Here is a 24,804-nt window from a genome sequence, read left to right as displayed (position 1 = left end):
GATTCCGGGCTTTGGATTTTCGAGATGGAGTGGGTGGTAATGCGCGATCGGCTATTGGCTGCGGAGAAGGTAAAGGCCATCGATTGGCGAGATGACACTCTGTATCTCCTGGATCAGCGTGTGCTGCCGTTCGAGGAAACCTGGCACGCTTATAACGGTGCTGCGGCAGTGGCCGAAGCGATTCGCTCGATGGTAGTGCGCGGCGCGCCTGCAATCGGTATCGCGGCAGCCTATGGCGTTGTGCTGGGTGCGCGTGCGAGGTTCGCGGCGGGTGGTGACTGGCAGGCGGCGCTGGAGGAAGACTTCTCGCTGCTCGCGGATTCGCGCCCCACGGCCGTCAATCTTTTCTGGGCGCTGAACCGGATGCGCGACCGCCTGCAACGGCTCAAGGAAGGGGATGACCCTCTGGCTGTTCTGGAAGCCGAAGCCGTGGCGATCCATCTGAGCGACCGTGAAGCCAATCTGACCATGGCGCAGTTGGGGGCGGATCTCATTCGCAAGCATCAGGGCAACCTGCAGGCAGTCCTGACCCATTGCAATACGGGCGCCCTGGCGACGGGTGGCTTTGGTACTGCGCTGGGCGTGATCCGTGCCGCGCATCTTGAAGGCATGATCGAGCATGTTTATGCCGACGAAACCCGGCCCTGGCTGCAAGGTTCGCGTCTGACGGCCTGGGAATTGGCGAACGAGGGGATTCCGGTCACCCTCAATGCCGACTCCGCAGCCGCGCATCTGATGCGTACCAAGGGCATTACCTGGGTCATCGTCGGTGCCGACCGCATTACCGCCAATGGCGATGTGGCCAACAAGATCGGCACTTATCAGCTGGCCGTTGCGGCCATGCACCACGGCGTGCGTTTCATGGTCGTGGCGCCAAGCTCTACGATTGATATGGATATGCCCAGCGGCGAAGACATTGTCATTGAAGAGCGTGACGGGCGTGAACTGCTCGAAGTGGGTGGTCATCGCGTGGGGGCTGATGTCGAGGCCTTCAATCCGGTGTTCGATGTGACGCCGGCCGATCTGATCGACGCCATCGTGACCGAAAAGGGCATCGTCGAGCGTCCTGATACCGCCAAGATGGCCCAGCTCATGAGCCGCAAGCACTTGCATTGATCGTTTCGCAGTCTGGCCGCTCCCTCGTTCGGGGCGGCTTGTTTTCAGCGCTTTCAAAGGATAGGAGCGTGACAGCGATTGTGGTAATATCCGGCGGTTTCCAACGGCGCTATCAGTAGTCGCCCTTACTGCGCAGATCCATGGCATAACTCGTTGATTTGTCGTAAGTCGTTGCCTGGCAAATGCCGGCGGCGGCGAGCTTCGTCTATCCCGTATGGATGTACGAGGTTTCACCAGAAAAAGGAATCAGGCTTCTCATGGGCGAACTGGCCAAAGAAATCCTCCCGGTCAATATCGAAGACGAGCTGAAACAGTCCTACCTCGACTACGCGATGAGCGTGATCGTCGGGCGAGCACTGCCGGATGCGCGCGATGGCTTGAAGCCCGTGCACCGGCGTGTGCTGTACGCAATGAGCGAGCTGGGTAACGACTGGAACAAACCGTACAAGAAATCCGCTCGTGTGGTTGGTGACGTAATCGGTAAGTACCACCCGCATGGCGATACCGCTGTCTACGACACCATCGTTCGTATGGCGCAGCCATTTTCGCTTCGCTACCTGCTGGTAGACGGTCAGGGCAACTTCGGTTCGGTCGACGGCGACAACGCCGCGGCGATGCGATACACCGAAGTGCGCATGACCAAGCTGGCTCACGAGCTGCTGGCCGACCTGCACAAGGAAACCGTGGACTGGGTGCCGAACTATGACGGCACCGAGCAGATCCCGGCGGTCATGCCGACCCGTATTCCCAACCTGCTGGTCAACGGTTCCAGCGGTATTGCCGTGGGCATGGCGACCAACATCCCGCCGCACAACCTCGGTGAAGTCATCGATGGCTGTCTGGCCCTGATCGACAACCCCGAAGTCACTGTCGATGAGTTGATGCAGTACATTCCCGGCCCGGATTTCCCGACAGCGGGGATCATCAACGGCCGTGCCGGCATCATCGAGGCCTATCGCACCGGTCGTGGCCGCATCTACATGCGTGCCCGTTCGATCGTCGAGGATATCGACAAGGTGGGCGGTCGCCAGCAGATCGTCATCACCGAGCTGCCGTACCAGTTGAACAAGGCCCGCCTGATCGAGAAGATCGCCGAGCTGGTAAAAGAGAAGAAACTCGAAGGTATCACCGAGCTGCGCGACGAGTCCGACAAGGACGGTATGCGCGTGGTCATCGAGCTGCGCCGTGGCGAGGTTCCTGAGGTCATCCTCAACAACCTCTACGCCCAGACCCAGTTGCAAAGCGTGTTCGGTATCAACATCGTTGCGTTGATCGACGGCCGCCCGCGAATCCTCAACCTCAAGGATCTGCTGGAAGCGTTCGTTCGTCACCGTCGTGAAGTGGTTACCCGCCGTACCGTCTTCGAGCTGCGCAAGGCGCGTGAGCGCGGGCACATTCTCGAAGGTCAGGCCGTTGCCTTGTCGAACATCGACCCGGTCATCGCCCTTATCAAGGCCTCGCCGTCTTCGGCTGAAGCCAAGGAAGCACTGGTCAGCACTCCCTGGGAATCCAGCGCAGTGGTTGAAATGGTCGAGCGTGCCGGTGCTGATTCCTGCCGTCCGGAGAACCTCGATCCGCAGTACGGTCTGCGTGATGGCAAGTATTTCCTGTCGCCAGAACAGGCACAGGCGATTCTTGAGTTGCGTCTGCACCGTCTGACCGGCCTGGAACATGAAAAACTGCTCACCGAGTATCAGGAAATCCTCGGCCAGATCGGCGAGCTGATCCGCATCCTCGGCAGCGCCACGCGCCTGATGGAAGTGATCCGCGAAGAGCTGGAGCTGATTCGTTCCGAATATGGCGATGTGCGCCGCACCGAGATTCTCGATGCGCGTCTGGACCTGACTCTGGGTGACCTGATCACCGAAGAAGAGCGGGTTGTCACCATCTCCCACGGCGGCTATGCCAAGACCCAGCCATTGGCGGTCTATCAGGCTCAGCGCCGTGGCGGTAAAGGCAAGTCGGCTACCGGCGTCAAGGATGAGGACTACATCGCTCACCTGCTGGTCGCCAACAGCCATACCACGCTGCTGATGTTCTCCAGCAAGGGCAAGGTCTACTGGCTCAAGACTTACGAAATTCCGGAAGCATCCCGTGCTGCTCGCGGACGTCCTTTGGTCAACCTGCTGCCGCTGGACGAAGGTGAGTACATCACCGCCATGCTGCCGATCGATCTTGAGGCGCTGCAACAGAGTTCGGGTGCCGATGACGAGCTGGAAGATGCCGAAGATGCGGTGATCGAAGGTGAAGTTGTCGAGGCCGAGGAAGTCGACGAAGAAGACGGTGACACTCCTGAGCTGGTTGCCGAGCCGACTGGCGCCTATATCTTCATGGCTACAGCCTTCGGTACGGTCAAGAAGACGCCTCTGGCACAGTTCTCCCGTCCTCGTTCCAGCGGCCTGATCGCCCTGAAACTGAAGGAAGGCGACACCCTGATCGCTGTTGCGATCACCGACGGCGCCAAGGAAGTCATGCTGTTCTCCGACGCGGGCAAGGTTATCCGCTTCGCCGAGAGCGATGTTCGTCAGATGGGTCGTGGTGCTCGCGGTGTGCGCGGGATGAAGATCGGCAAGGGCCGACTGATTTCCATGCTGATCCCCGAGTCGGGCGCACAGATTCTCACGGCCTCCGAGCGTGGTTTCGGCAAGCGGACCTTGCTGAGCAAGTTCCCGCGTCGCGGTCGTGGCGGTCAGGGCGTTATCGCCATGGTCACCAAGGGTCGTAACGGGAAGCTGATCGGCGCTGTGCAGGTTCAGGAAGGCGAGGAAATCATGCTGATTTCCGACCAGGGCACGCTGGTTCGTACCCGTGTCGACGAAGTGTCCCGACTGGATCGCAACACTCAGGGCGTCACCTTGATCAAGCTTGCCAGCGACGAAACCCTGGTGGGTCTGGAGCGTGTCCAGGAGCCATCGGAAGTCGAAGGCGAAGAGATTGACGGTGAAATCGTGGATGGCACCGTTGTCGAGCCGGATGATGCTGACGACCTGCAAGTCGATGCAGCGACTGACGATGACGAATCTCAAGGCTGAGTTGTAACGTAAATCCGGTAAGGGCTGGCTCGTCTGTGAATGCATGTGCATTACAGGTGACTCAGCCCTTGCGACATTCGGTCGTGTGGCCGAATACGTATTCCTGCAGAAGTGGCCAACAGCTGTCCGGCCTGCTTCGACAAAGAAGCGCGTAAGACCCAACGCATTTGACGAGAGTGGATATGAGCAAGCGAGCCTTTAACTTTTGCGCAGGCCCTGCTGCGCTTCCTGAAGCGGTTCTGTTGCGTGCCCAGGCGGAGCTTCTGGACTGGCACGGCAAGGGCCTGTCCGTGATGGAGATGAGCCATCGCAGCGATGAGTTCGTCTCCATCGCCACCAAGGCCGAGCAGGATCTTCGCGACCTGCTGACCATCCCCTCGAACTACAAGGTGCTGTTCCTGCAAGGCGGTGCCAGCCAGCAGTTTGCCCAGATCGCCCTGAACCTGTTGCCGGAAAACGGCAAGGCGGACTACATCGATACCGGCATCTGGTCGCAGAAGGCAATTGAAGAGGCTTCGCGCTACGGTACGGTCAATGTCGCCGCCAGCGCCAAGCCCTACGACTACTTTGCCATTCCTGGCCAGAACGAGTGGAAGCTGTCCAGGGACGCTGCCTACGTTCATTACGCGCCGAACGAAACCATCGGTGGCCTGGAGTTCGACTGGATTCCGGAAACCGGCGACGTTCCGCTGGTCGCGGACATGTCCTCCGACATTCTTTCCCGTCCGGTGGACGTTTCGCGCTTCGGCATGATCTACGCCGGCGCCCAGAAGAACATCGGCCCGAGCGGCATCGTCGTCGTCATCATTCGTGAAGACTTGCTCGGTCGTGCCCGTGCGCTCTGCCCGACCATGCTCGACTACAAGGTCGCAGCCGATAACGGTTCGATGTACAACACGCCGCCGACCCTGGCCTGGTATCTGTCGGGTCTGGTCTTTGAGTGGCTCAAGGAGCAGGGTGGTGTCGAAGCCATCGGCAAGCTCAATGAAGTCAAGAAGCGCACCCTGTATGACTTCATCGATGCCAGCGAGCTGTACAGCAACCCTATCAACAAGCCCGATCGCTCCTGGATGAACGTGCCGTTCCGTCTGGCCGATGATCGCCTGGACAAGCCGTTCCTGGCGGGTGCCGATGCCAATGGCCTGCTCAACCTCAAGGGCCATCGCTCGGTCGGCGGCATGCGTGCTTCCATCTACAATGCTGTCGACATCAATGCAGTCAATGCGCTGGTGACCTACATGAAAGACTTCGAGAAGGAACACGGCTGATGTCCGAGCAAGAACTCAAGGCGCTGCGAGTCCGCATCGACAGCCTGGACGAAAAGGTTCTGGAGTTGATCAGCGAGCGCGCTCGCTGCGCGCAGGAAGTGGCGCGGGTGAAAATGTCCTCGCTGGCGGAAGGCGAAGTGCCTGTGTTCTATCGCCCGGAGCGTGAGGCTCAGGTTCTCAAGCGTGTCATGGATCGCAACCGTGGTCCGCTGAGTAACGAAGAGATGGCGCGTCTGTTCCGCGAAATCATGTCTTCCTGCCTGGCGCTGGAGCAGCCGCTGAAGGTCGCTTATCTGGGGCCTGAAGGGACGTTTACCCAGGCCGCGGCCATGAAGCATTTCGGGCATGCCGTCATCAGCCTGCCCATGGCAGCTATTGATGAAGTGTTCCGCGAAGTGGTTGCCGGTGCAGTGAATTTCGGCGTAGTGCCGGTGGAAAACTCCACCGAGGGCGCGGTCAATCACACCCTCGACAGCTTCCTCGAACACGACATGGTCATCTGTGGCGAGGTCGAGTTGCGTATTCACCACCATTTGCTGGTCGGTGAGAGCACCAAGACTCAAAGCATTACCCGCATCTATTCCCATGCCCAGTCGCTGGCGCAATGCCGCAAGTGGCTGGATGCCCATTACCCGAATGTCGAGCGTGTCGCTGTTGCCAGCAACGCCGAAGCGGCCAAGCGGGTCAAGAGCGAGTGGAATTCCGCCGCCATTGCCGGAGACATGGCAGCCAGCCTGTATGGTCTGACACGTCTGGCCGAGAAGATCGAAGATCGTCCCGACAACTCCACGCGGTTCCTGATCATCGGTAATCAGGAAGTGCCGCCGACCGGTGACGACAAGACCTCGATCATTGTGTCGATGAGCAACAAGCCGGGTGCCTTGCATGAGCTGCTGGTGCCGTTCCATGAGAACGGGCTGGACCTGACCCGCATCGAAACTCGTCCTTCGCGCAGTGGCAAGTGGACTTATGTGTTCTTCATCGATTTCGTGGGGCACCACCAGGATCCGCTGGTCAAGGCGGTGCTGGAGAAGATCAGTCATGAAGCCGTTGCACTGAAGGTGCTGGGTTCCTACCCGAAAGCGGTTCTTTGAAGAGACGATACATGAGCAGCGATTTCTTCACTCCGGCGTTGCCGGGTGTGCAAACACGTTCGCCTTGCGCGGGTGTCAGTCACAAGGTTTCTGCGCGTGGTTGATTTCACGTCGGTGCAGTCCGTTCGACCTGTTATTGGTCGGCTTGTGGTCGTCGGTCTGGGTTTGATCGGCGGCTCCTTTGCCAAAGGTGTTCGCGAAAGCGGTCTGTGCCGTGAGGTGGTGGGGGTCGATCTTGACCCGCGCTCACGCAAGCTGGCCGTTGAGTTGGGGGTTGTGGATCGTTGCGAGGATGATCTGGCTGCCGCTTGTCGTGGCGCTGATGTCATTCAGCTTGCAGTTCCTATCCTGGCGATGGAAAAGCTGCTTGCGCTGCTGGCTCCCCTTGATCTTGGCAATGCCATCCTGACGGATGTCGGCAGTGCCAAGGGCAATGTGGTCAGGGCTGCGCGGCTTGCGTTCGGCCATATGCCGACCCGTTTCGTGCCGGGGCACCCGATTGCGGGTTCCGAGCAGAGTGGTGTCGAGGCGTCGAATTCCGAGCTGTTCCGGCGGCATAAGGTGATCCTGACGCCGTTGGCCGAGACCGATCCCGATGCCGTGGCGCTGGTTGATCGCCTCTGGTCGGTACTGGGTGCCGATGTCGAGCACATGCAGGTCGAGCGTCACGATGAGGTGCTGGCTGCGACCAGTCACTTGCCGCATTTGCTGGCATTCGGTCTGGTGGATTCTCTGGCCAAGCGTAACGAGAATCTGGAGATATTCAGGTACGCAGCAGGCGGCTTTCGTGATTTCACCCGCATCGCAGGCAGTGATCCGGTGATGTGGCACGATATCTTTCTGGCCAACCGCGAGGCGGTGCTGCGAACGCTGGATACATTCCGCAGCGACCTCGATGCCTTGCGTGAAGCTGTGGATACAGGCGATGGGCATCAGTTGCTGGGCGTGTTTACCCGTGCCCGTGTTGCCCGGGAGCACTTCGGCAAGATTCTCGCCCGTCGCGCCTATGTAGAGCCTACCAGCACGGATGATCTGGTCTTTGTTGCCAGCCCCGGAGGCCGTGTCAGCGGCAATGTTCGAGTGCCGGGTGACAAATCCATCTCCCACCGCTCGATCATGCTGGGTTCTCTGGCTGAAGGCACCACCGAGGTCGAAGGTTTTCTTGAAGGCGAGGATGCGCTGGCGACCTTGCAGGCCTTCCGTGACATGGGCGTGGTGATCGAAGGCCCGCATCATGGTCGCGTGACGATCCATGGTGTCGGCATGCGCGGCCTGAAAGCTGCGCCCGGCCCGATCTATCTGGGGAATTCCGGAACCTCCATGCGTCTGCTGTCGGGGCTGCTGGCCGCGCAGGATTTCGACAGTACCCTGACGGGCGATGCCTCGCTCTCCAGGCGCCCCATGAGTCGTGTGGTCGATCCTTTGCGTGAAATGGGTGCTGTCATCGAAACGGCTGCCGATGGCCGTCCGCCACTGACCATTCATGGTGCAGGAAAACTCTCGGGTCGAGCCTACACTACGCCAATGGCCAGTGCGCAGGTCAAATCCTGCCTGTTGCTGGCCGGTTTGTATGCACACGGCGAGACAGTGGTCAGCGAGCAGGCACTCACACGCGATCATACCGAGCGCATGCTGCGTGGCTTCGGCTATCCGCTGTCGGTCGAGGGCAACAAGGTTTCGGTCGAGTCCGGGCATAAACTGGTCGCGACCCGTATAGAAGTGCCGGCGGATATTTCATCGGCAGCGTTTTTCATGGTGGCGGCCTCGATTACCGAGGGTTCCGAGCTGCTGCTTGAACATGTGGGCGTCAATCCGACACGTTCAGGTGTTATTGATATTCTTCGCCTGATGGGCGGTGATATCACCCTGGAAAACCCGCGTGAAGTGGGAGGTGAGCCTGTTGCGGACCTGCGCGTGCGCTCTGCTTCCCTGAAAGGTGTAGATATCCCGGAAGCGCTGGTGCCGTTGGCCATCGACGAGTTTCCGGTGCTGTTCATTGCAGCGGCCTGTGCCCAGGGGCGCACTGTCCTGCGCGGTGCCCAGGAGTTGCGAGTCAAGGAGTCTGACCGGATTCAGGCCATGGCCGACGGTCTGCTGGCGTTGGGTATCAAGGTTGAGCCGACGCCGGATGGCATTATTATTGAAGGCGGTTCCATGGGCGGTGCCGAGATCGATGCTCATGGCGATCACCGCATTGCAATGGCATTCAGTGTTGCATCATTGCGGGCATCGGCACCGATCCGTATCCACGATTGTGCGAACGTCGCCACATCGTTTCCCAATTTTCTGGCGCTGTGCGCTCAAGTCGGTATGCGTGTCGCGCAAGAGGATCAAAAGTGAAAATCAAAGCACCCGTTATAACCATCGACGGCCCTAGCGGCTCGGGGAAGGGCACTGTTGCCGGTTTGCTTGCCAAGCATCTGGGCTGGTGTCTGCTCGATTCCGGCGCTCTTTACCGTTTGCTGGCCTTTGCGGCACGCAACCACGGTGTCGATCTGACCAATGAAGAGGCGCTGAAGCTGCTGGCGGCACATCTTGATGTGCAGTTCGAGACGACTTCCGGTGGTCAGGGGCAGCGCATCATCCTTGAGGGTGAGGATGTTACCCATGCCATCCGTAACGAGCAGATCGGCAGCGGCGCTTCCCAGGTGGCTTCCTTGCCCGCAGTGCGTGATGCGTTGTTGCAGCGCCAGCGTGCGTTTCAGGAAGAGCCGGGGCTCGTTGCCGATGGCCGCGACATGGGGACGGTGGTGTTTCCCGACGCGCCCCTGAAGATTTTTCTCACTGCCAGTGCCGAGGAGCGTGCACGTCGTCGTTACTTGCAGTTGAAGGCCAAGGGTGATGATGTTAGTCTGTCGAGTCTGCTAGATGAGATATGTGCGCGCGATGAGCGCGACACCCAGCGAGCGGTAGCTCCGCTAAAGCCGGCGCATGACGCCATACAGCTGGATTCCACCGAGTTATCCATCGAGCAGGTGCTGGAACGCATTCTGAGTGAGGTCGCGCTACGCGATATCGCCGGGTGATCAAGGAGCTGCACAGGCGACCAGATTTAGTCCTGCCAGCTTCCTTTTACATGAACGAAACCCACGTTGTCTGGGACGTGGCAGATGGGCGTATTCTTCGCCCTTGATCAACAGGAATTAAAATGAGCGAAAGCTTTGCAGAACTTTTTGAAGAAAGCCTAAAAACCCTGAACCTTCAGCCGGGCGCAATCATTACCGGTATCGTTGTCGACATCGACGGCGACTGGGTAACTGTACACGCTGGTCTGAAGTCCGAAGGCGTCATCCCGCTCGAGCAGTTCTACAACGACGCTGGCGAGCTGACCATCAAGGTCGGTGACGAAGTTCACGTTGCGCTGGACGCGGTAGAAGACGGCTTTGGCGAAACCAAGCTGTCCCGCGAAAAAGCCAAGCGCGCCGAGTGCTGGATTGTTCTGGAAGCGGCTTTCGCAGCTGAAGAAGTGGTCAAGGGCGTTATCAACGGTAAGGTTAAAGGCGGCTTCACTGTCGACGTTAACGGCATCCGTGCGTTCCTGCCAGGTTCTCTGGTTGACGTCCGTCCAGTGCGCGACACCACGCACCTGGAAGGCAAAGAGCTCGAGTTCAAGGTCATCAAGCTGGACCAGAAGCGCAACAACGTTGTCGTTTCCCGTCGCAGCGTCCTGGAAGCCGAGAACAGTGCAGAGCGCGAAGCACTGCTCGAGTCCTTGCAGGAAGGTCAGCAAGTCAAAGGTATCGTCAAGAACCTCACCGATTACGGCGCATTCGTCGATCTGGGTGGCGTCGATGGCCTGCTGCACATCACCGACATGGCCTGGAAGCGTATCAAGCATCCATCGGAAATCGTCAATGTTGGCGATGAGATCGATGTAAAAGTCCTGAAGTACGATCGCGAGCGCAATCGTGTTTCCCTGGGTCTGAAGCAACTGGGCGAAGACCCATGGGTTGCTATCAAGGCTCGTTACCCGGAAAGCACCCGCGTTACCGCGCGTGTAACCAACCTGACCGACTACGGCTGCTTCGCAGAGCTGGAAGAAGGCGTGGAAGGCCTGGTACACGTTTCCGAAATGGACTGGACCAACAAGAACATCCACCCGTCCAAAGTCGTTCAGGTTGGCGACGAAGTGGAAGTCATGGTTCTGGACATCGACGAAGAGCGTCGTCGTATCTCCCTGGGCATCAAGCAGTGCAAATCGAACCCGTGGGAAGATTTCTCTGGCCAGTTCAACAAGGGCGATAAAATCTCCGGCACCATCAAGTCGATCACCGATTTCGGTATCTTCATTGGTCTGGACGGCGGCATCGACGGCCTGGTTCACCTGTCCGACATCTCCTGGAACGAAGTGGGCGAAGAAGCCGTACGTCGCTTCAAGAAGGGCGACGAGCTCGACACCGTAATCCTGTCTGTTGATCCAGAGCGTGAGCGTATCTCCCTGGGTATCAAGCAACTGGAAAGCGATCCGTTCTCCGAGTACGTCACTGTCAATGACAAAGGCGCTATCGTTCGCGGTACCGTTAAAGAAGTTGACGCCAAAGGCGCCATCATCACTCTGGCCGACGACATCGAAGCTACCCTCAAAGCCTCCGAAATCAGCCGTGACCGCGTTGAAGACGCGCGTAACGTTCTGAAAGAAGGCGAAGAGATCGAAGCCAAGATCATCAGCGTTGACCGCAAGAGCCGCGTAATCAGCCTGTCCATCAAGTCGAAAGACGTTGAAGACGAGAAAGAAGCTATCCAGAGCCTGCGTAGCAAGCCTGAAGCTGCTGAAAGCACTGGTCCAACCACTATTGGTGACCTGCTGCGCGCGCAAATGGAAAAACAGAACTAAGTTCTGCTTGACCATGAAAAAGGGCGACTTCGGTCGCCCTTTTTTGTGGGCGCTATTTGGGGGTTATAACGCTGGGTTTCTGTAGCCGCTGTCTGGGTGCTTTAAACGTTTTAAACGCCTCCAGATGCCTTGCAGGCCGCATCCTGCCTCGCGTCACTGTCCCTGTCCTCCATTCCCGCCTTTGCAGTCATGCTCCTGTCATGGATTCATGCCTGGTTGATATGAGTTCACATAAGTCAATACATGGGCTGTTCAAAATCATCCGGTCATGCTAAAACCTTCGGAGCGCTGATCTAGCTGCTTGAAAAAGAAGGGAAAAATATGACGAAGTCGGAGTTGATCGAACGAATTGTCACCCATCAAGGGCTGCTCTCATCAAAGGATGTCGAGTTGGCCATCAAGACCATGCTTGAACAAATGTCTCAGTGCCTGGCAACAGGCGACCGCATCGAAATACGCGGGTTTGGCAGCTTTTCCCTGCATTACCGCGCACCGCGGGTAGGGCGCAATCCTAAAACGGGCCAGTCTGTCAGTCTTGACGGAAAATTCGTTCCTCACTTCAAGCCAGGCAAGGAGTTGCGGGATCGAGTCAACGAGGATGAAGAAGAGGGCCTCTGAGGCCGATAACCAAAGGACCAGCGGATGCACATCTTCAAACGAATCATCTTGATCGTCGTTGTGTTGCTTGTCGTTCTGGCAACGACGGTATTCATGCTTGAGAATCAGCAGCCTGTCACGTTGGTTTTTTTCGGCTGGTCTGCCCCTCGGCTTTCCCAGGCCATCCCTGTCGTTCTGGCGCTCCTGCTGGGTATGCTGGTCGGGCCTGTACTTGCCTGGCTGGTAAGTCTGCGTAAAAAGCGTACGCGCTCGGCTCGTTCAATTTAAAGCAGGCATCCCGGAGCCTGCTGCCGTGCGAAAAGCTTATGAGAGCCTGGCAGTTTTTGTCTTCTGTCCCGATTCTGCGCATTCCTTGAGTTTTACTTGACGGGGCTGCCAGGCCCGTCTTTTGCCTGATAAGTTATGTGCTGATTTCATTTGTGGGAATTTTCTTATTGTTCTTAGAGAAAGTTAATTCTTGATAGTAGTCTTTTTTAGACTGTTTTTAGTTTGCCCCGATTTACGGGGTGTTTAGTGTCGTTTATCCATGTCAGGCGCTTTTTTCTGTTGTTCTTGTGCCCGCCTGTCAAGACTTGAAGATAAGTCTTTGCAGCGCAGAATAGTCCATCTTTCAATCATTCGATGTCACGCCCTGACGTTATTCACAGGGGCTGGCTTATAGAACAGGTGGCTGCATGTCTTTCCCTGAAATCATTCATCACGGCTCAACTAATAATGTCACGGGTTCTTGTCACCAGTTGTTCATGGAGTCTGCCAGTAGCCTGCTGATCGACTGTGGGGCGATTCAACATGAAAGAGTGGTGCCGGACACAGGCAAGTTCGGTTTTTCGCCAACTGACATCAAGGCTTTCATTGTCACTCATGTACACGCCGACCATGTAGGACGAATTCCCGGGTTACTGGCTGCGGGTTATCAAGGTCCTATTCTGTGCAGCGAGCCTTCTGCGCATTTGCTGCCTCTGGTAATGGAAGATCTCCTCAAGATTGAGTTTCACCATGACCGCAAGCAGATTGACCGCTATCTGGCGCTGATTGAAAAGCGCGTGATTGCCTTGCCCTTCGATCACTGGTTTGTTCTGGCCAACACTGATTCGCTGATCTGCAAGGTTCGTTTGCAACGTGCCGGGCATATTCTGGGCTCTGCGTATATCGAGTGCGATCTGCACTATCCGTTGGAAGGGCGTACGGAACGTGTCGTGTTTTCGGGCGATCTGGGCGCGGCTCATGCACCGATGCTTCCCTCCCCGAAGTCACCCGAGCGGGCTGACATCCTGGTGCTGGAGAGCACTTATGGCGATCGCCTTCATGCAGACCGCAGCACGCGGCAATTGCGTCTTGAGCAGGTGATTGACCAGGCTCTGGAGGATCATGGCACGGTCTTGATTCCCGCATTCAGCATTGGTCGCACTCAGGAGTTGCTGTACGAGCTGGAAGATATCCTGCGTCGCAAGACACTGCCGGGCAGGCTGTCCGATCAGGATGTCGGGCCTGCTGACACGTCTGTCTTGCCGATGGACTGGCCGCAGCTCCCGATCATTCTCGACTCCCCTCTGGCCAGCCGCTTCACCGGGGTCTATCAGGCATTTCAGGACTATTGGGATGAGGATGCTCAAGAGCGCTTGAAGAGCGGAAGACGGCCTTTGGGGTTTTCTCAATTGATTACCATCGATAGCCATGCCCGGCATTTGCAGACGGTCAACTATCTGGCCAGTACTGCACGACCCGCTATTGTTATCGCAGGCAATGGCATGTGTGCCGGCGGGCGGATCGTGAACTATCTGAAAGCCATGCTGGGAGACAGGCGGCATAACGTGGTTTTTGTCGGTTATCAGGCCAAGGGCACGCCAGGGGCTGCGATTCAGAAGCATGGCCCTGTGGGCGGGTATGTCGAGCTTGATCGAGAACGCTTCGAGATTCGTGCCGGTATCTCTACCGTGGCGGGCTATTCCGCGCATGCGGATCAGGAAGAACTGGTCAGATTTGTAACGGACATGGCCGAGTGGCCAGTGCAGATAAGGCTGGTACATGGCGAGGCGAGTGCCAAGAAGGCGCTGGGCAATGTTTTAAATCGAAAGTACTCACTGGCAAACCGGCGTCTGGAGTTGGTCATACCTTGAGCCCGTACGCTGAAAGTCATTCTGGTTTTCAGGGCGCGTAATACAGGGCAAGGCATGTTTTTCACAAAAGCTTTGTGATTCTTTGCAGGTCGATATTTCCAAAACCTGTACGATGTTCAAGTGGGCATCACTGCTGGGGGTGAATGACACGATGGAAGAAACAGTACGGTCTTTTCTGGAACGCAAAAAATGGTTGAGTGGTTTTCGGTAGTCGCTGTAGCGGTTTTATCTTTAGGGTTGACGGCAGTGCTTCGCAGGTACGCCCTGTCCAGAAGCCTGATGGATATCCCAAATGCTCGTAGCTCACACAAGATTCCCACACCGCGAGGCGGCGGGGTTTCCATTGTTGTAGCCTTTTTGCTTGCCATTCTGCTGTTGGGGCTTGGAGACCGGATTCCGTTTTCGGCTCTGATGGCCATCCTTGGTGCGGGCGGACTGGTCGCCGTGATCGGTTTCATGGACGATCATGGGCACATCGCCGCACGCTGGCGTTTGCTGGGGCATTTCAGTGCGGCGGCATGGGCGCTTGCCTGGCTGGGAGGATTGGCGCCACTCGATTTCTTTGGTTTCACCCTCGACCTCGGGATTGTCGGCCATGTTCTTGCCGCTTTTTACCTGGTCTGGATGCTGAACCTCTATAACTTCATGGACGGCATCGACGGCATCGCGAGCATCGAGGCGGTAACGGTCTGTGGCGGTGTCAGCCTCATTTATGTACTGGGCGGCTTTGGCGAGTTGCTGTGGGGGCCTGTACTGCTGGCTGCTGCGGTGATGGGGTTTCTCTACTGGAATTTTCCTCCTGCACGGATATTCATGGGCGATGCAGGCAGCGGGTTTCTGGGCATCGCGCTGGGCGTGCTTTCCCTGCAGGCTGCATGGGCTTCACCTCAGTTGTTCTGGGCCTGGCTGATTTTGCTGGGGGTATTTATCGTCGATGCCACTGTGACGCTTGCCCGCCGTCTGTTGCGTGGAGACAAGGTATACGAAGCCCATCGAAGCCATGCGTATCAGTTCGCCTCGCGTCGTTATGGCAGGCACCTTCCGGTGACCCTGGCTGTCGGCTTTATCAATGTCTTCTGGCTTCTGCCTGTGGCGTTGTGGGTTTCGCTATTCGATGGCGACGGTTTGACGGGCTTGCTGATTGCCTATGTGCCGCTCGTCATATTGGCCCTTAAATTCGATGCGGGCCGCCTGGAATCCAATTGAGTTTAAGTATTAGCGCTTTTTCATCTAAATTGAGACATTGCATGTCTGCATTTGCTTCGGATATCGGGTGTAACGTTTTGTAGAGGATCGAGAGGTCGTGGAGGCATGAACAGATTACGAGCTTTGCTGCTGGCCTTGCCGCGGCGGAGAAAGCGAATAGTTCAAGTCGTTGCTGACCTCTTTCTGGTCTGGTTTGCTCTGTGGATGGCATTTGTCGTTCGTCTGGGCGTTGAGGACCTGATCAACCCTCTTGAAAAACATACCTGGCTTTTCGTCAGTGCGCCGATCATTGCCATCCCGCTGTTTATCCGGTTCGGGATGTATCGCGCGGTCATGCGTTATTTCGGTAACGATGCTCTGATAGCGATTATCAAGGCCGTAACGCTGTCTGCGCTCGTCCTTGGGTGCGTGGTCTATCTGTACAGCAACCACCAGCATGTGGTTCCCCGTTCGATCATGTTCAACTACTGGTGGCTGAGCATGATCATGATCGGCGGCCTGCGCCTGGCCATGCGGCAGTATTTTCTCGGCGACTGGTTCGTGGCCGCACAACACATGCCTTTTGCCAATCGCGACGATGGCCTGCCAAAGGTCGCTATCTATGGCGCTGGTGCCGCAGGCAATCAACTGGTAGCAGCCCTGCGAATGGGCAGGCTCATGCGCCCCGTTGCTTTCATCGATGATGACAGGTCGATCTCCAATCGCGTTATTTCCGGGTTGCACGTTTACAGGCCCAAACATATCCAGCGCATGATCGAAGTCACGGGTGCGCAGGAAATTCTGTTGGCGATTCCGTCTTCATCACGTGGGCGCCGTCGAGAGATTCTCGGGTTTCTGGAGGGGTTTCCTCTGCACGTGCGAAGTGTTCCGGGGTTCATGGATCTGGCTTCGGGGCGCGTCAAGGTCGATGACCTTCAAGAGGTCGACATCGCTGACCTTCTGGGGCGCGACCCCGTGCCCGCCAGGGAAAACCTGCTTGAGCATTGCATCAAGGGGCAGACGGTTCTGGTGACAGGGGCGGGTGGTTCGATTGGTTCGGAGTTATGCCGGCAGATACTGGAACTGGGGCCTACGAAGCTGCTGTTGCTGGATCATGGCGAGTTCAATCTTTACTCCATCTTGTCCGAGCTTGAGCAGCGTGTGGCGCGTGAATCCTTGCGGGTCAAGTTGCTGCCTATTCTGGCGTCTGTACGCAACCCTCCAAAGCTGCTGGACATCATGAAGACCTGGAAGGTCGATACGGTCTATCACGCTGCCGCCTACAAGCATGTGCCAATGGTCGAGCACAACATTGCAGAAGGGGTTGCCAATAACGTCATGGGCACCCTTCATACGGCTCAGGCGGCTTTGCAGGCCGGAGTTTCCAACTTCGTCCTGATCTCTACCGACAAGGCTGTCAGGCCTACCAACATCATGGGCAGTACCAAACGGCTTGCCGAACTGATCCTGCAGGCATTGAGCCGTGAAACCGCACCGGTGATCTTTGGTGACGTGGCCAATGTCCATCAGGTCAACAAGACCCGTTTCATCATGGTTCGCTTTGGCAATGTGCTGGGTTCTTCGGGGTCGGTGATTCCGCTGTTCCACAAGCAGATCCAGTCTGGCGGGCCGGTAACAGTCACTCATCCGAAGATCACCCGTTACTTCATGACCATTCCCGAAGCGGCGCAACTGGTCATTCAGGCGGGCTCGATGGGGCAGGGAGGTGATGTCTTTGTTCTGGACATGGGCGAGCCCGTCAGGATCACCGAACTGGCCGAAAAGATGATTCATCTGTCAGGCCTGAGCATTCGCTCGGAGAAGAACCCCCAAGGCGATATTTCCATCGAGTTCACAGGTTTGCGCCCCGGGGAAAAGCTTTACGAGGAATTGCTCATTGGTGAAAACGTCGTGGCCACCGAGCATCCGATGATCATGAGCGCCAACGAAGATCATCTGCAATGGGATGTGTTGAAAGGGCAACTGACGGCATTACTTGAAGCCGTTGATCAAGATGATTACAACAGTGTTCGCCAATTGCTGCGCGAAACGGTCAGTGGCTACAGCCCTGAAGGGGAAATTGTTGACTGGATATATCAGGAGCGTCGCCGGGGGACTGACTTGAAGTAATCGGGTGCGCATTAATATCTTGAATATATATTAGAATAATTAAAATGTTTCGCTGTTTTAAATTGAGCGCGGAAACAAGTAGACACTTTCCGTTCCTTTGATACTGATAACGAGTGGTCTAGATTATGAGGGCGGCATTTGGAGTGCTGCCTTTGAATCCTATGGAGCGTTATCTATGCGAACTGATTTTTTGTCCTCGTTGTTATTTGCCTTGCTTGCCAGCTTCTCGGTTGCCGTTACGGCGGCACCTGCTGGCCAGATGATGACTGATACCGTTGCCCCTCATTCTGTTGCCCAGCAACAGCAAACCGGAACTGTCAATATCAATAAGGCCGATGCCGACACACTTCAAAAGGAACTTGTGGGTATCGGTAAAAATAAAGCCAGTGCGATAGTTGCTTATCGGGAAGCCAACGGTGAGTTTGCATCCGTCGAAGAACTGATTGAAGTAAAGGGCATTGGCAAGGCTCTTCTGGACAAGAATCGCGACAAGTTGGCGGTTGAATGATAGCGCCTTGAAAGTCCGGTCAATCGCCGAGCTTTCATCCTCTGCACGGGAATGACGCTCGTGCAGCTCCAGCCTCGCGGGTTGGACGCTCAACGAACCTCTTTTATTTCCTGTTTGAGCCTGTCGCGTGTGTTGTTCAGAATCTGCTCCGACAGTTTGGCGTCCTGAGTACTGCGCGACAGTACCAGGGCTCCAACCAGTGTCGACAGGATGCTGATGCTTCTTTCCTCGATGTTTTCCCCTGGCAATACCTTGGCAAATGACGATTGCAGATGAAGGATGATTTCATCGGTGGTTATGCTGGGTTTGCCTGTCTGCCCCAGTTCTGCACAAATGTTTGGCAGCGGACAGCCTGATTCGGGAGAGTCGCGGTGCTCGGTCGAGAGGTACAGGTCGATGAGGCCAGACAGCGGGTCTTCCATGGCGAAGAACTTGCCGATGGTTTCCTCCGCTTCTTTCGCGGCGCTACGCAGGGCCTGCTCTACCAGGTCATCCTTGGATTTGAAGTGGGCATAAAAGCCGCCATGGGTCAGACCCAGCGCTTTCATCAACGGCTGCAGGCCTGTGGCACCAATACCGTCACGGCGAAAGCGTGCCGACGCTTCCTTGATGATGCGCTCATGGGTTTGAGCTTTGTGATCCAGGGCATAACGCATGTGATGAGCCTCCCGACTATGGCTCTTAAATTGTTACTGCGTATTTTCACATGGATAGGTTAATCGATGCAGCGATGATTTCTTAAATCGCATTTACAGCATCCGGGTGTTAGACACATTTGGCAATGCAAGTTCAAGATGGGCTCATGTTACGTGTTTTTACGCAAGGCAGAACCTGCCGATCGGCATACTACGAAAGGATGATACCGCTCGTCAGAGGGGGATCAGGGTGACGGGGTCGACGCATCCTGGCGCGAAACCTTGCGGCAATGGACCAGCGCATCGCGAATCATGAAGTTGACCAGCGTCGGTGACACCCCCAGTTCCCGGGCGATCTCTTTTTGCGGCACACCATGCAGGCGGTACATCTCGAAGGCGTATCGAGTGCGGCTGGGCAACTCAGCCAATGCGTCGGCAATGTGCTCCAGCGTTGCAAAGTTGATGTGTGAGGTTTCGGGGGATGCACCATGCACGACCACGTTCAGCCCCTCTTCTTCGCTGCCGGAGTACTTCTGCTCAAGCGCCTGCTTGCGATAGTGGTCAATGGCCAGATTGCGCACGATCTGAAACAGGTAGCTGAGCTGGGCCTTGATCGACGAGGTGATTTCAGGGGCCGATTGCAGACGGAAGAAAGCATCTTGCACGACATCTTCTCCACGGGACGTGCAGCCGGTGATACGGGTTGCGACCTTGACCAGGATCGTACGGTTTTCGACGAAAGCCTGTAGCAGAGGAGTATCACACGTACTTGTGGTTAGTCGTTCCGGCATGGAAATCACCTGACAGCAATGGCAGCAGAGGTTTGCAGGGAGGCCCCGACATATCGCGCAACAAATTAGTGTGGATGATAATCATTGTCAATTGTAGTTAGTAACTAATTTCAGATATCCGGGGCTCTTTCCTCACGGATGGGGCATCTGATCCTGGCTTGACTGATATCAAAGGCATGAAGCCGACACGGGCCCAGAATGGCCGGGACCGTAGTGCCCGTTTTTGCGGGCGTGAATTTCGATGGAATGGGATACAGGAATCAGCATGAACGCCTCTGTAGATACGCCTGAAGCACCGCCGGACAAGGTAAGGATTCCGGTCGGTCTGGTGATCGGTGTACTGGCCATGATCGGGGTGTTGTTCTTGCCCATGCCCGCAGGCTTGCCAGTTGCCGGTCAGCGGATGCTGGCGATTCTGGCTTTTGCCGTAGTGGTATGGATTACCGAGGCCGTTTCCTACGAAGCCAGCGCAATCATGATCACCTCGCTCATGGCGTTCCTGGTCGGCTCGGCTCCTACCTTGCAAGACCCGTCAGTGGTTTATGGATCGTCCGCAGCGATCACCATGGCCCTGAGCGGATTTTCCAATTCGGCACTGGCGCTGGTGACAGGTGCGCTCTTTCTTGCCGCCGCCATGACCCATACCGGGCTGGATCGGCGTATCGCGCTGGTGACCTTGTCGCGAATCGGCACCAGCACCCGCAGGATCATGATCGGCGCGATTGCCGTGACGATCCTGCTCAGTCTTGTGGTGCCCAGCGCAACGGCGCGCAGTGCCTGTGTCGTGCCCATCATGATGGGGGTGATTGCGGCATTTGGTGTCGACAAACGCTCGAATATCGCGGTGGCGATCATGATTATCGTGGCCCAGGGCACCAGCGTCTGGAACATCGGTATCCAGACGGCAGCCGCGCAGAACCTGCTGACGGCAGGTTTCATGGACAAGATGCTCGGGCATCGGGTTTCCTGGATCGACTGGCTGATCGCCGGCGCACCCTGGGCCTTGATCATGTCGGGTGTACTGATTCTGCTGGTCCTCAAGCTCTTGCCGCCGGAAAGCGACAGCATTCCCGGCGGCAAGGAAGCGGTTGCGCAATCGCTGGCTGACATCGGCCCGATGACCGGCGCGCAGAAGCGCTTATTGAGTGTCTCTGTACTGTTGCTGCTGTTCTGGTCGACCGAGGGCAAGTTGCACAGTTTCGATACGACCTCCACGACTTATGCAGGCTTGGTGATTCTGCTTCTGCCGCGCTGGGGTGTCATGACCTGGAAGGATGTGCAGTCACGTATTCCCTGGGGCACAGTGATCGTGTTCGGTGTCGGTATCAGTCTGGGGACGGCTTTGCTGACGACCCAGGCCGGTCAATGGCTGGGAGGCCAGGTGGTCGGCAGAACCGGGCTCGATCAGGTCGGGCCGCTGGGGATCTTCGCCATTCTGGGCGCGTTTCTGATCTTGATTCATCTGGGGTTTGCCAGCGCCACGGCCTTGACCTCGGCGTTATTGCCGATCCTGATTGCAGTGCTGCAAACCTTGCCAGGGGATTTCAACCGGCTGGGTATGACCATGTTGCTGGGGTTTGCGGTCAGCTACGGTTTTATCCTGCCGATCAATGCGCCGCAGAATATGGTCTGCCTGGGGACGGAAACCTTCAATGCCCGTCAGTTCGCCAGGGTCGGTATTCCCATGACCATCATTGGTTATGTACTGATGCTGGTATTCGGCATGACGTACTGGAAGTGGCTTGGCTGGATGTAATCCGCAATCGTCAGGTCGGGTAGGGAATGTTCTGTCTTTACCCGGCCTGTAACAGATATCCGGGACAAGCCAGGACGCCTTCGCACATCCCCGTTCATTTCCTCCTCACGATCGGGCTTTCGGTCTGATAACTCTTTGATTTCTGTCCGTGATCCCTGACAATCGCGGCCCCCTGTTTTGGGTGGGACCTTTGACTGCCAAGTTTCGATATGTCCCACCCGATTTGAATAACCGGCCACGGAGACTAGACCGGATGAATGATCAGGCCAATGGCGTCGTAGAACGCCTGGATGCAGAACCCGCGAGCATAGCCGCGTGGAGTCGTCACGATACAACCTGGATGCTGGGACTGTTCGGTACCGCTATCGGTGCCGGCACCCTGTTTCTGCCGATCAACGCAGGTATCGGTGGTTTCTGGCCGTTGCTGGCGCTGGCGTTGCTGGCTTTTCCCATGACGTTTTATGCACACCGCGGTCTGACTCGCTTCGTTCTTTCCGGACGTGACGGGGCCGACATCACCGAAGTGGTCGAGCAACATTTCGGCAAGAGCGCCGGTGCAATGATCACGCTGCTGTACTTCTTTGCGATCTTCCCGATCCTGCTGATCTATAGCGTGGCGCTGACCAACACGGTCACCAGTTTTCTCGAACACCAGTTGCACGTACAGGCTCCGCCGCGGGCGTTGCTTGCCTTTCTGCTGATTCTTGGCCTGCTGTCTGTCGTGCGTTGTGGCGAGAGACTGATCGTCAAGGCCATGAGCCTGATGGTGTATCCGTTCATCGTGGCGCTTGTGTTTCTGTCGGTGTACCTGATTCCGCACTGGACCGGCGGCATCCTGAGCACCGCGACCACCTTGCCTGAGCCATCGGCGTTCCTGCCGGCGCTGTGGCTGGCGATTCCGGTGATGGTGTTCTCCTTCAACCACACGCCGATCATTTCAGCCTTTGCCGTGGATCAGAAGCGCCTGTACGGCAAGAACGCAGATGTGCGCAGTTCGCAGATTCTGGCCCGCGCCCACGGTTTGATGGTGGTGATGGTGCTGTTCTTCGTGTTCAGTTGCGTGCTGACCCTGTCGCCCGCACAACTGGCTGAAGCCAAGGCGCAGAACATTTCGATCCTCTCGTATCTGGCCAACCACTTCAGCAACCCGACCATCGCTTTTGTCGCACCGCTGATTGCGTTCGTGGCCATCGCCAAGTCCTTCCTGGGTCACTACATCGGTGCCAGCGAAGGCTTGAAAGGTCTGATCGTGAAAACCGGTCGTCGTCCTGCGCCTCGTACCCTGGACCGAGTGACTGCCGGTTTCATGCTGCTGGTGTGCTGGCTGGTCGCGACACTCAATCCGAGCATCCTGGGCATGATTGAAACCCTGGGTGGTCCGATTATCTCGGCGTTGCTGTTCCTGATGCCGATGTATGCCATCCACAAGGTTCCTGCCATGCGTCAATACGCTGGCAAGCTCTCCAACATCTTCGTGGTAACGGCTGGCATCGTGGCGATTACCGCGCTGGTTTATTCGCTGTTGCAGTAAGCCATTGATCTTCCACAGAGTCTGCTCTGACTCTGTGGAAGGTTTACCTGGTTTCAGATTCCCTTCCTGCCAGATCCTTGCGCTACGCCCAACTTACCGGTTCATGTCCAGAATCATGCAGGTCGTGCTGGCGGTGGCGTACAAACGATCATCCACGTCATACAGACGGCCTTCGGCCAGCGCCGTCGAACGTCCAAGATGAATGACTTTGCCTTCGGCCCTTACCGGTCCGACCTTGTCGCTCAGTGCTCGAACATAGCTGATCCGCAGATCGAGGGTTGTGTAGCCCTGGCCTTTCTTGAGTTGGGTATGGATAGCGCATCCCATGCATGAGTCCAGCAATGTTGCGGCATATCCACCATGCACGCTTCCAAGCGGGTTGTAGTGACGCTTGTCGGGTGTGCCTTGGAAAATGAACAGGCCAGGCAGCCACTGCAACGGGATGAAGTCCATCAGATCGCCAATCGGAGGGGAGGGGAATTCACCCCGGCCGATGCCTTCCAGAAAATCGACAGGTTCCAGTGCGGCCACTTCAGCAAGGCTGGTAGTACCCACCGGCCCCAGACGCGCCCGCATGTATCTTTCTTCCTCATGCCATAAAGCAAGTTTTTCATCGCGCGAAAGGTTTTGCATGGCGCCTTACTCCTGAGCGGAACAGGGATTGTCAGAAAAATTATGCTCATAATATTTATTTGATTGTTGCAGCAATGTAAAGCGCAAAAAAGGATGGCGTGCCGCCGTTCGAGCGCAGCAGGTACGCGAAGGCAGTGGCGAGGGAGGAGGGCTGTTTATAAAGCGCGGGTACAGGAATGCATCATTGGGGCGTGAATGCCCCAAGTTGCGGATTGCCGTACTGCCCGTTCAGTCAGGCAGTGCTATGGATGAGCTAGTGTTTTAATCCACCGGCTCCGGGTACAGAGGTTTTGACAGGTGCATGATGCTCGCATAGTCATACACATACTGGCGTCCTGCATGGCTGGTCGAACGCAGTTGATCGATCAGCAGCCGCTCTTTCTTGTTCAAGTATCTTAACGCCGGTTCTTCGCTGGACTTCAGGCGATCACGTTCATGGGCGTCAGGAAAGGCGATGACGTTCGTCATGAAATATCTCCTTGATTGAGTCCTTGCTTGCTGCGGTGTAGCCCCTGTTTAACAGCGGTTTACATTACCCACAAAAACTCTGTGCGGGAACCCTGAAAATGACGGGCGTGTCACAGAGCTTGAGTGACTTCAAAGGATTGGCGGTTGCCATTGATGGTGATTTCTACAGTATCGCCTTCAGATTTGCCCAGCAGATTCTGGCCCAGAGGGGCGCGTGCGGTGATGACAGTAATCGGCTGATTGTCTGAATTGATCTTCAGCCCGGCCGCATCCGGGCCAATGAACAGGTATTGCGGTTGATCGCTGCTGGCCTCAAGGGCGACCAGATCACCTGTCTGAATGCCGCGCGCGTCATCGAATGGCTTGAGGGTCCAGCCCTGGTAAAGCGCCAGCGACTGACGAATTTCTTCTACACGACGAGCTTGACCCGCTGCCAGGTAGGAAGCTTCCAGCCCTAGCGTGTCATATTTGTTCTCGGCGATGTTTTCTTCGTGGGTCGCGGTTTCATAAGCGGTCTGCGCTGCACGCAGAGCGATATCCAGATCGATTTTCAGCCTGTCGATAATCTGTTGTAGAACGTCTGCCTTGTTCATGGTCTATCCGCAGTATTGATTGATACCCGCCCGGCTTTTATCGCTGGGGGCCGTGCGGTCCTGCTGCATCCAGAAGTCGCATTTCGAGCGACTGAAGTTTTTCTGCTGTTGCTCCTGGGCCTGCTCACGCGCCTGACGGGCTTCGCTTTCCCGAAGGCTCTGCTCGTATTTCTGGAACATGGTGTTTTCCGGCTCGACCGGCGGCGCAGCAGGTGCCCGCAGTTGAGCGGCGGCTTTTTCCAGCGCCTGTATCTGGGCCGGTGGCAGATTCTTGTAATACAGCATGCCCGTCAGCGCGACCGCCATTGCTCCCAGCCAGATGCCTAGTGCTATACAGAGGATCAGCTTCAGGGAGACATACAGTTCGCGACGGTTTGGGTAGGACGGCATGGCTGGACTCCAGACGTGGGCGACAGTGGCAATTGTGCCATGCCTTACGCTGGTGGAAACCTGTTGTTCTGAAGGACAATCAGCGTTTTTCTCAATCCAGCCTCA

Annotated in this window: 21 protein-coding genes; 15 read left to right on the top strand and 6 right to left on the bottom strand. The window is 56.6% G+C overall.

All coding sequences use genetic code 11. The features are described 5' to 3' along the window. The first annotated feature begins 39 nt into the window (after positions 1–39). The 13 genes from mtnA to ACODS3_RS25155 all read left to right on the top strand — a co-directional run bounded on the left by mtnA (position 40) and on the right by ACODS3_RS25155 (position 17,902). The gene (gene mtnA, locus ACODS3_RS25215) at positions 40–1,116 is read left to right on the top strand and encodes an S-methyl-5-thioribose-1-phosphate isomerase (protein WP_201017227.1); all 1,077 of its coding nucleotides are present in this window, start codon (positions 40–42) and stop codon (positions 1,114–1,116) included. A gap of 257 nt (positions 1,117–1,373) precedes the next feature. Then, the gene (gene gyrA, locus ACODS3_RS25210) at positions 1,374–4,148 is read left to right on the top strand and encodes a DNA gyrase subunit A (RefSeq protein WP_200999932.1); all 2,775 of its coding nucleotides are present in this window, start codon (positions 1,374–1,376) and stop codon (positions 4,146–4,148) included. A gap of 182 nt (positions 4,149–4,330) precedes the next feature. Further along, a complete protein-coding gene (gene serC / locus ACODS3_RS25205) occupies positions 4,331–5,416 on the top strand; it encodes a 3-phosphoserine/phosphohydroxythreonine transaminase (protein ID WP_221577502.1) in 1,086 nt (361 codons plus the stop codon). Beyond that, positions 5,416–6,510 carry a prephenate dehydratase gene (gene pheA, locus ACODS3_RS25200; protein ID WP_200999930.1) on the top strand — a complete coding sequence of 365 codons (1,095 nt, stop codon included), beginning with the start codon at positions 5,416–5,418 and terminating at the stop codon, positions 6,508–6,510. Before serC ends, pheA begins: the two co-directional genes overlap by 1 nt. A 96-nt stretch (positions 6,511–6,606) precedes the next feature. Then, entirely contained in the window at positions 6,607–8,850 is a 2,244-nt protein-coding gene (locus ACODS3_RS25195; RefSeq protein WP_489036769.1) for a bifunctional prephenate dehydrogenase/3-phosphoshikimate 1-carboxyvinyltransferase, read from the top strand. Further along, complete coding sequence (gene cmk / locus ACODS3_RS25190) at positions 8,847–9,536, top strand: (d)CMP kinase (protein WP_200999928.1); 690 nt, start codon at positions 8,847–8,849, stop codon at positions 9,534–9,536. Before ACODS3_RS25195 ends, cmk begins: the two co-directional genes overlap by 4 nt. Positions 9,537–9,658: 122 nt before the next feature. Further along, the gene (gene rpsA, locus ACODS3_RS25185; RefSeq protein ID WP_025261287.1) at positions 9,659–11,344 is read left to right on the top strand and encodes a 30S ribosomal protein S1; all 1,686 of its coding nucleotides are present in this window, start codon (positions 9,659–9,661) and stop codon (positions 11,342–11,344) included. A 321-nt stretch (positions 11,345–11,665) separates the two neighbouring features. After that, the gene (gene ihfB / locus ACODS3_RS25180; protein ID WP_003369729.1) at positions 11,666–11,962 is read left to right on the top strand and encodes an integration host factor subunit beta; all 297 of its coding nucleotides are present in this window, start codon (positions 11,666–11,668) and stop codon (positions 11,960–11,962) included. Positions 11,963–11,986: 24 nt separating this feature from the next. Next, positions 11,987–12,229 carry a lipopolysaccharide assembly protein LapA domain-containing protein gene (locus ACODS3_RS25175; protein ID WP_200999927.1) on the top strand — a complete coding sequence of 81 codons (243 nt, stop codon included), beginning with the start codon at positions 11,987–11,989 and terminating at the stop codon, positions 12,227–12,229. Positions 12,230–12,636: 407 nt separating this feature from the next. Next, positions 12,637–14,079 carry an MBL fold metallo-hydrolase RNA specificity domain-containing protein gene (locus tag ACODS3_RS25170; RefSeq protein WP_201019391.1) on the top strand — a complete coding sequence of 481 codons (1,443 nt, stop codon included), beginning with the start codon at positions 12,637–12,639 and terminating at the stop codon, positions 14,077–14,079. A gap of 189 nt (positions 14,080–14,268) precedes the next feature. Next, on the top strand, positions 14,269–15,285 hold the full coding sequence (locus ACODS3_RS25165) for an MraY family glycosyltransferase (RefSeq protein WP_201019390.1): 1,017 nt from the start codon (positions 14,269–14,271) through the stop codon (positions 15,283–15,285). 105 nt (positions 15,286–15,390) lie between these two features. Then, a complete protein-coding gene (locus tag ACODS3_RS25160; RefSeq protein ID WP_489036765.1) occupies positions 15,391–17,394 on the top strand; it encodes a polysaccharide biosynthesis protein in 2,004 nt (667 codons plus the stop codon). Positions 17,395–17,569: 175 nt separating this feature from the next. Continuing rightward, positions 17,570–17,902, top strand: a complete 333-nt coding sequence (locus ACODS3_RS25155) for a ComEA family DNA-binding protein (RefSeq protein WP_201019388.1) — start codon at positions 17,570–17,572, stop codon at positions 17,900–17,902. 89 nt (positions 17,903–17,991) lie between these two features. Here the strand turns inward: ACODS3_RS25155 and ACODS3_RS25150 are convergent, their stop codons facing one another. Both ACODS3_RS25150 and ACODS3_RS25145 read right to left on the bottom strand, forming a co-directional pair. After that, positions 17,992–18,558 (bottom strand): TetR/AcrR family transcriptional regulator, encoded by a 567-nt coding sequence (locus ACODS3_RS25150; protein ID WP_201019387.1) that lies wholly within the window; start codon positions 18,556–18,558, stop codon positions 17,992–17,994. Positions 18,559–18,782: 224 nt separating this feature from the next. Continuing rightward, positions 18,783–19,328: an RNA polymerase factor sigma-70 gene (locus ACODS3_RS25145; RefSeq protein ID WP_489036763.1), complete on the bottom strand. Its 546-nt coding sequence runs from the start codon at positions 19,326–19,328 to the stop codon at positions 18,783–18,785. Between the two features lie 265 nt (positions 19,329–19,593). Between ACODS3_RS25145 and ACODS3_RS25140 the strand changes: the two genes are divergently transcribed. Both ACODS3_RS25140 and ACODS3_RS25135 read left to right on the top strand, forming a co-directional pair. Beyond that, entirely contained in the window at positions 19,594–21,084 is a 1,491-nt protein-coding gene (locus ACODS3_RS25140) for a DASS family sodium-coupled anion symporter (protein WP_489036761.1), read from the top strand. Between the two features lie 253 nt (positions 21,085–21,337). Continuing rightward, positions 21,338–22,615, top strand: a complete 1,278-nt coding sequence (locus ACODS3_RS25135; protein ID WP_200999919.1) for an HAAAP family serine/threonine permease — start codon at positions 21,338–21,340, stop codon at positions 22,613–22,615. A gap of 93 nt (positions 22,616–22,708) precedes the next feature. Here ACODS3_RS25135 and ACODS3_RS25130 read toward each other — a convergent pair whose 3' ends face one another. The 4 genes from ACODS3_RS25130 to ACODS3_RS25115 all read right to left on the bottom strand — a co-directional run bounded on the left by ACODS3_RS25130 (position 22,709) and on the right by ACODS3_RS25115 (position 24,699). Continuing rightward, positions 22,709–23,248, bottom strand: coding sequence for a PaaI family thioesterase (locus ACODS3_RS25130; protein ID WP_201019384.1), 540 nt, complete (start codon positions 23,246–23,248; stop codon positions 22,709–22,711). 261 nt (positions 23,249–23,509) lie between these two features. Continuing rightward, on the bottom strand, positions 23,510–23,716 hold the full coding sequence (locus tag ACODS3_RS25125; protein ID WP_200999917.1) for a hypothetical protein: 207 nt from the start codon (positions 23,714–23,716) through the stop codon (positions 23,510–23,512). Between the two features lie 110 nt (positions 23,717–23,826). Further along, positions 23,827–24,309: a GreA/GreB family elongation factor gene (locus tag ACODS3_RS25120; protein ID WP_304574424.1), complete on the bottom strand. Its 483-nt coding sequence runs from the start codon at positions 24,307–24,309 to the stop codon at positions 23,827–23,829. Between the two features lie 3 nt (positions 24,310–24,312). Beyond that, the gene (locus tag ACODS3_RS25115) at positions 24,313–24,699 is read right to left on the bottom strand and encodes a hypothetical protein (RefSeq protein WP_201019382.1); all 387 of its coding nucleotides are present in this window, start codon (positions 24,697–24,699) and stop codon (positions 24,313–24,315) included. Positions 24,700–24,804 lie beyond the last annotated feature (105 nt).

The sequence above is a fragment of the Pseudomonas sp. FG43 genome (assembly GCF_057809175.1).
Note: the sequence above shows the minus strand (reverse complement) of the source record. Positions and strands in the feature narration are given on the sequence as shown.

Excerpts from the sequence above, each read along its gene's own strand:
- mtnA (WP_201017227.1), top strand. The coding sequence starts at position 40 with ATGCGCGATCGGCTATTGGCTGCGGAGAAGGTAAAGGCCATCGATTGG.
- gyrA (WP_200999932.1), top strand. The coding sequence starts at position 1,374 with ATGGGCGAACTGGCCAAAGAAATCCTCCCGGTCAATATCGAAGACGAG.
- serC (WP_221577502.1), top strand. The coding sequence starts at position 4,331 with ATGAGCAAGCGAGCCTTTAACTTTTGCGCAGGCCCTGCTGCGCTTCCT.
- pheA (WP_200999930.1), top strand. The coding sequence starts at position 5,416 with ATGTCCGAGCAAGAACTCAAGGCGCTGCGAGTCCGCATCGACAGCCTG.
- rpsA (WP_025261287.1), top strand. The coding sequence starts at position 9,659 with ATGAGCGAAAGCTTTGCAGAACTTTTTGAAGAAAGCCTAAAAACCCTG.
- ihfB (WP_003369729.1), top strand. The coding sequence starts at position 11,666 with ATGACGAAGTCGGAGTTGATCGAACGAATTGTCACCCATCAAGGGCTG.
- ACODS3_RS25175 (WP_200999927.1), top strand. The coding sequence starts at position 11,987 with ATGCACATCTTCAAACGAATCATCTTGATCGTCGTTGTGTTGCTTGTC.
- ACODS3_RS25170 (WP_201019391.1), top strand. The coding sequence starts at position 12,637 with ATGTCTTTCCCTGAAATCATTCATCACGGCTCAACTAATAATGTCACG.
- ACODS3_RS25165 (WP_201019390.1), top strand. The coding sequence starts at position 14,269 with ATGGTTGAGTGGTTTTCGGTAGTCGCTGTAGCGGTTTTATCTTTAGGG.
- ACODS3_RS25160 (WP_489036765.1), top strand. The coding sequence starts at position 15,391 with ATGAACAGATTACGAGCTTTGCTGCTGGCCTTGCCGCGGCGGAGAAAG.
- ACODS3_RS25155 (WP_201019388.1), top strand. The coding sequence starts at position 17,570 with ATGCGAACTGATTTTTTGTCCTCGTTGTTATTTGCCTTGCTTGCCAGC.
- ACODS3_RS25150 (WP_201019387.1), bottom strand. The coding sequence starts at position 18,558 with ATGCGTTATGCCCTGGATCACAAAGCTCAAACCCATGAGCGCATCATC.
- ACODS3_RS25145 (WP_489036763.1), bottom strand. The coding sequence starts at position 19,328 with ATGCCGGAACGACTAACCACAAGTACGTGTGATACTCCTCTGCTACAG.
- ACODS3_RS25140 (WP_489036761.1), top strand. The coding sequence starts at position 19,594 with ATGAACGCCTCTGTAGATACGCCTGAAGCACCGCCGGACAAGGTAAGG.
- ACODS3_RS25135 (WP_200999919.1), top strand. The coding sequence starts at position 21,338 with ATGAATGATCAGGCCAATGGCGTCGTAGAACGCCTGGATGCAGAACCC.
- ACODS3_RS25130 (WP_201019384.1), bottom strand. The coding sequence starts at position 23,248 with ATGCAAAACCTTTCGCGCGATGAAAAACTTGCTTTATGGCATGAGGAA.
- ACODS3_RS25125 (WP_200999917.1), bottom strand. The coding sequence starts at position 23,716 with ATGACGAACGTCATCGCCTTTCCTGACGCCCATGAACGTGATCGCCTG.
- ACODS3_RS25120 (WP_304574424.1), bottom strand. The coding sequence starts at position 24,309 with ATGAACAAGGCAGACGTTCTACAACAGATTATCGACAGGCTGAAAATC.
- ACODS3_RS25115 (WP_201019382.1), bottom strand. The coding sequence starts at position 24,699 with ATGCCGTCCTACCCAAACCGTCGCGAACTGTATGTCTCCCTGAAGCTG.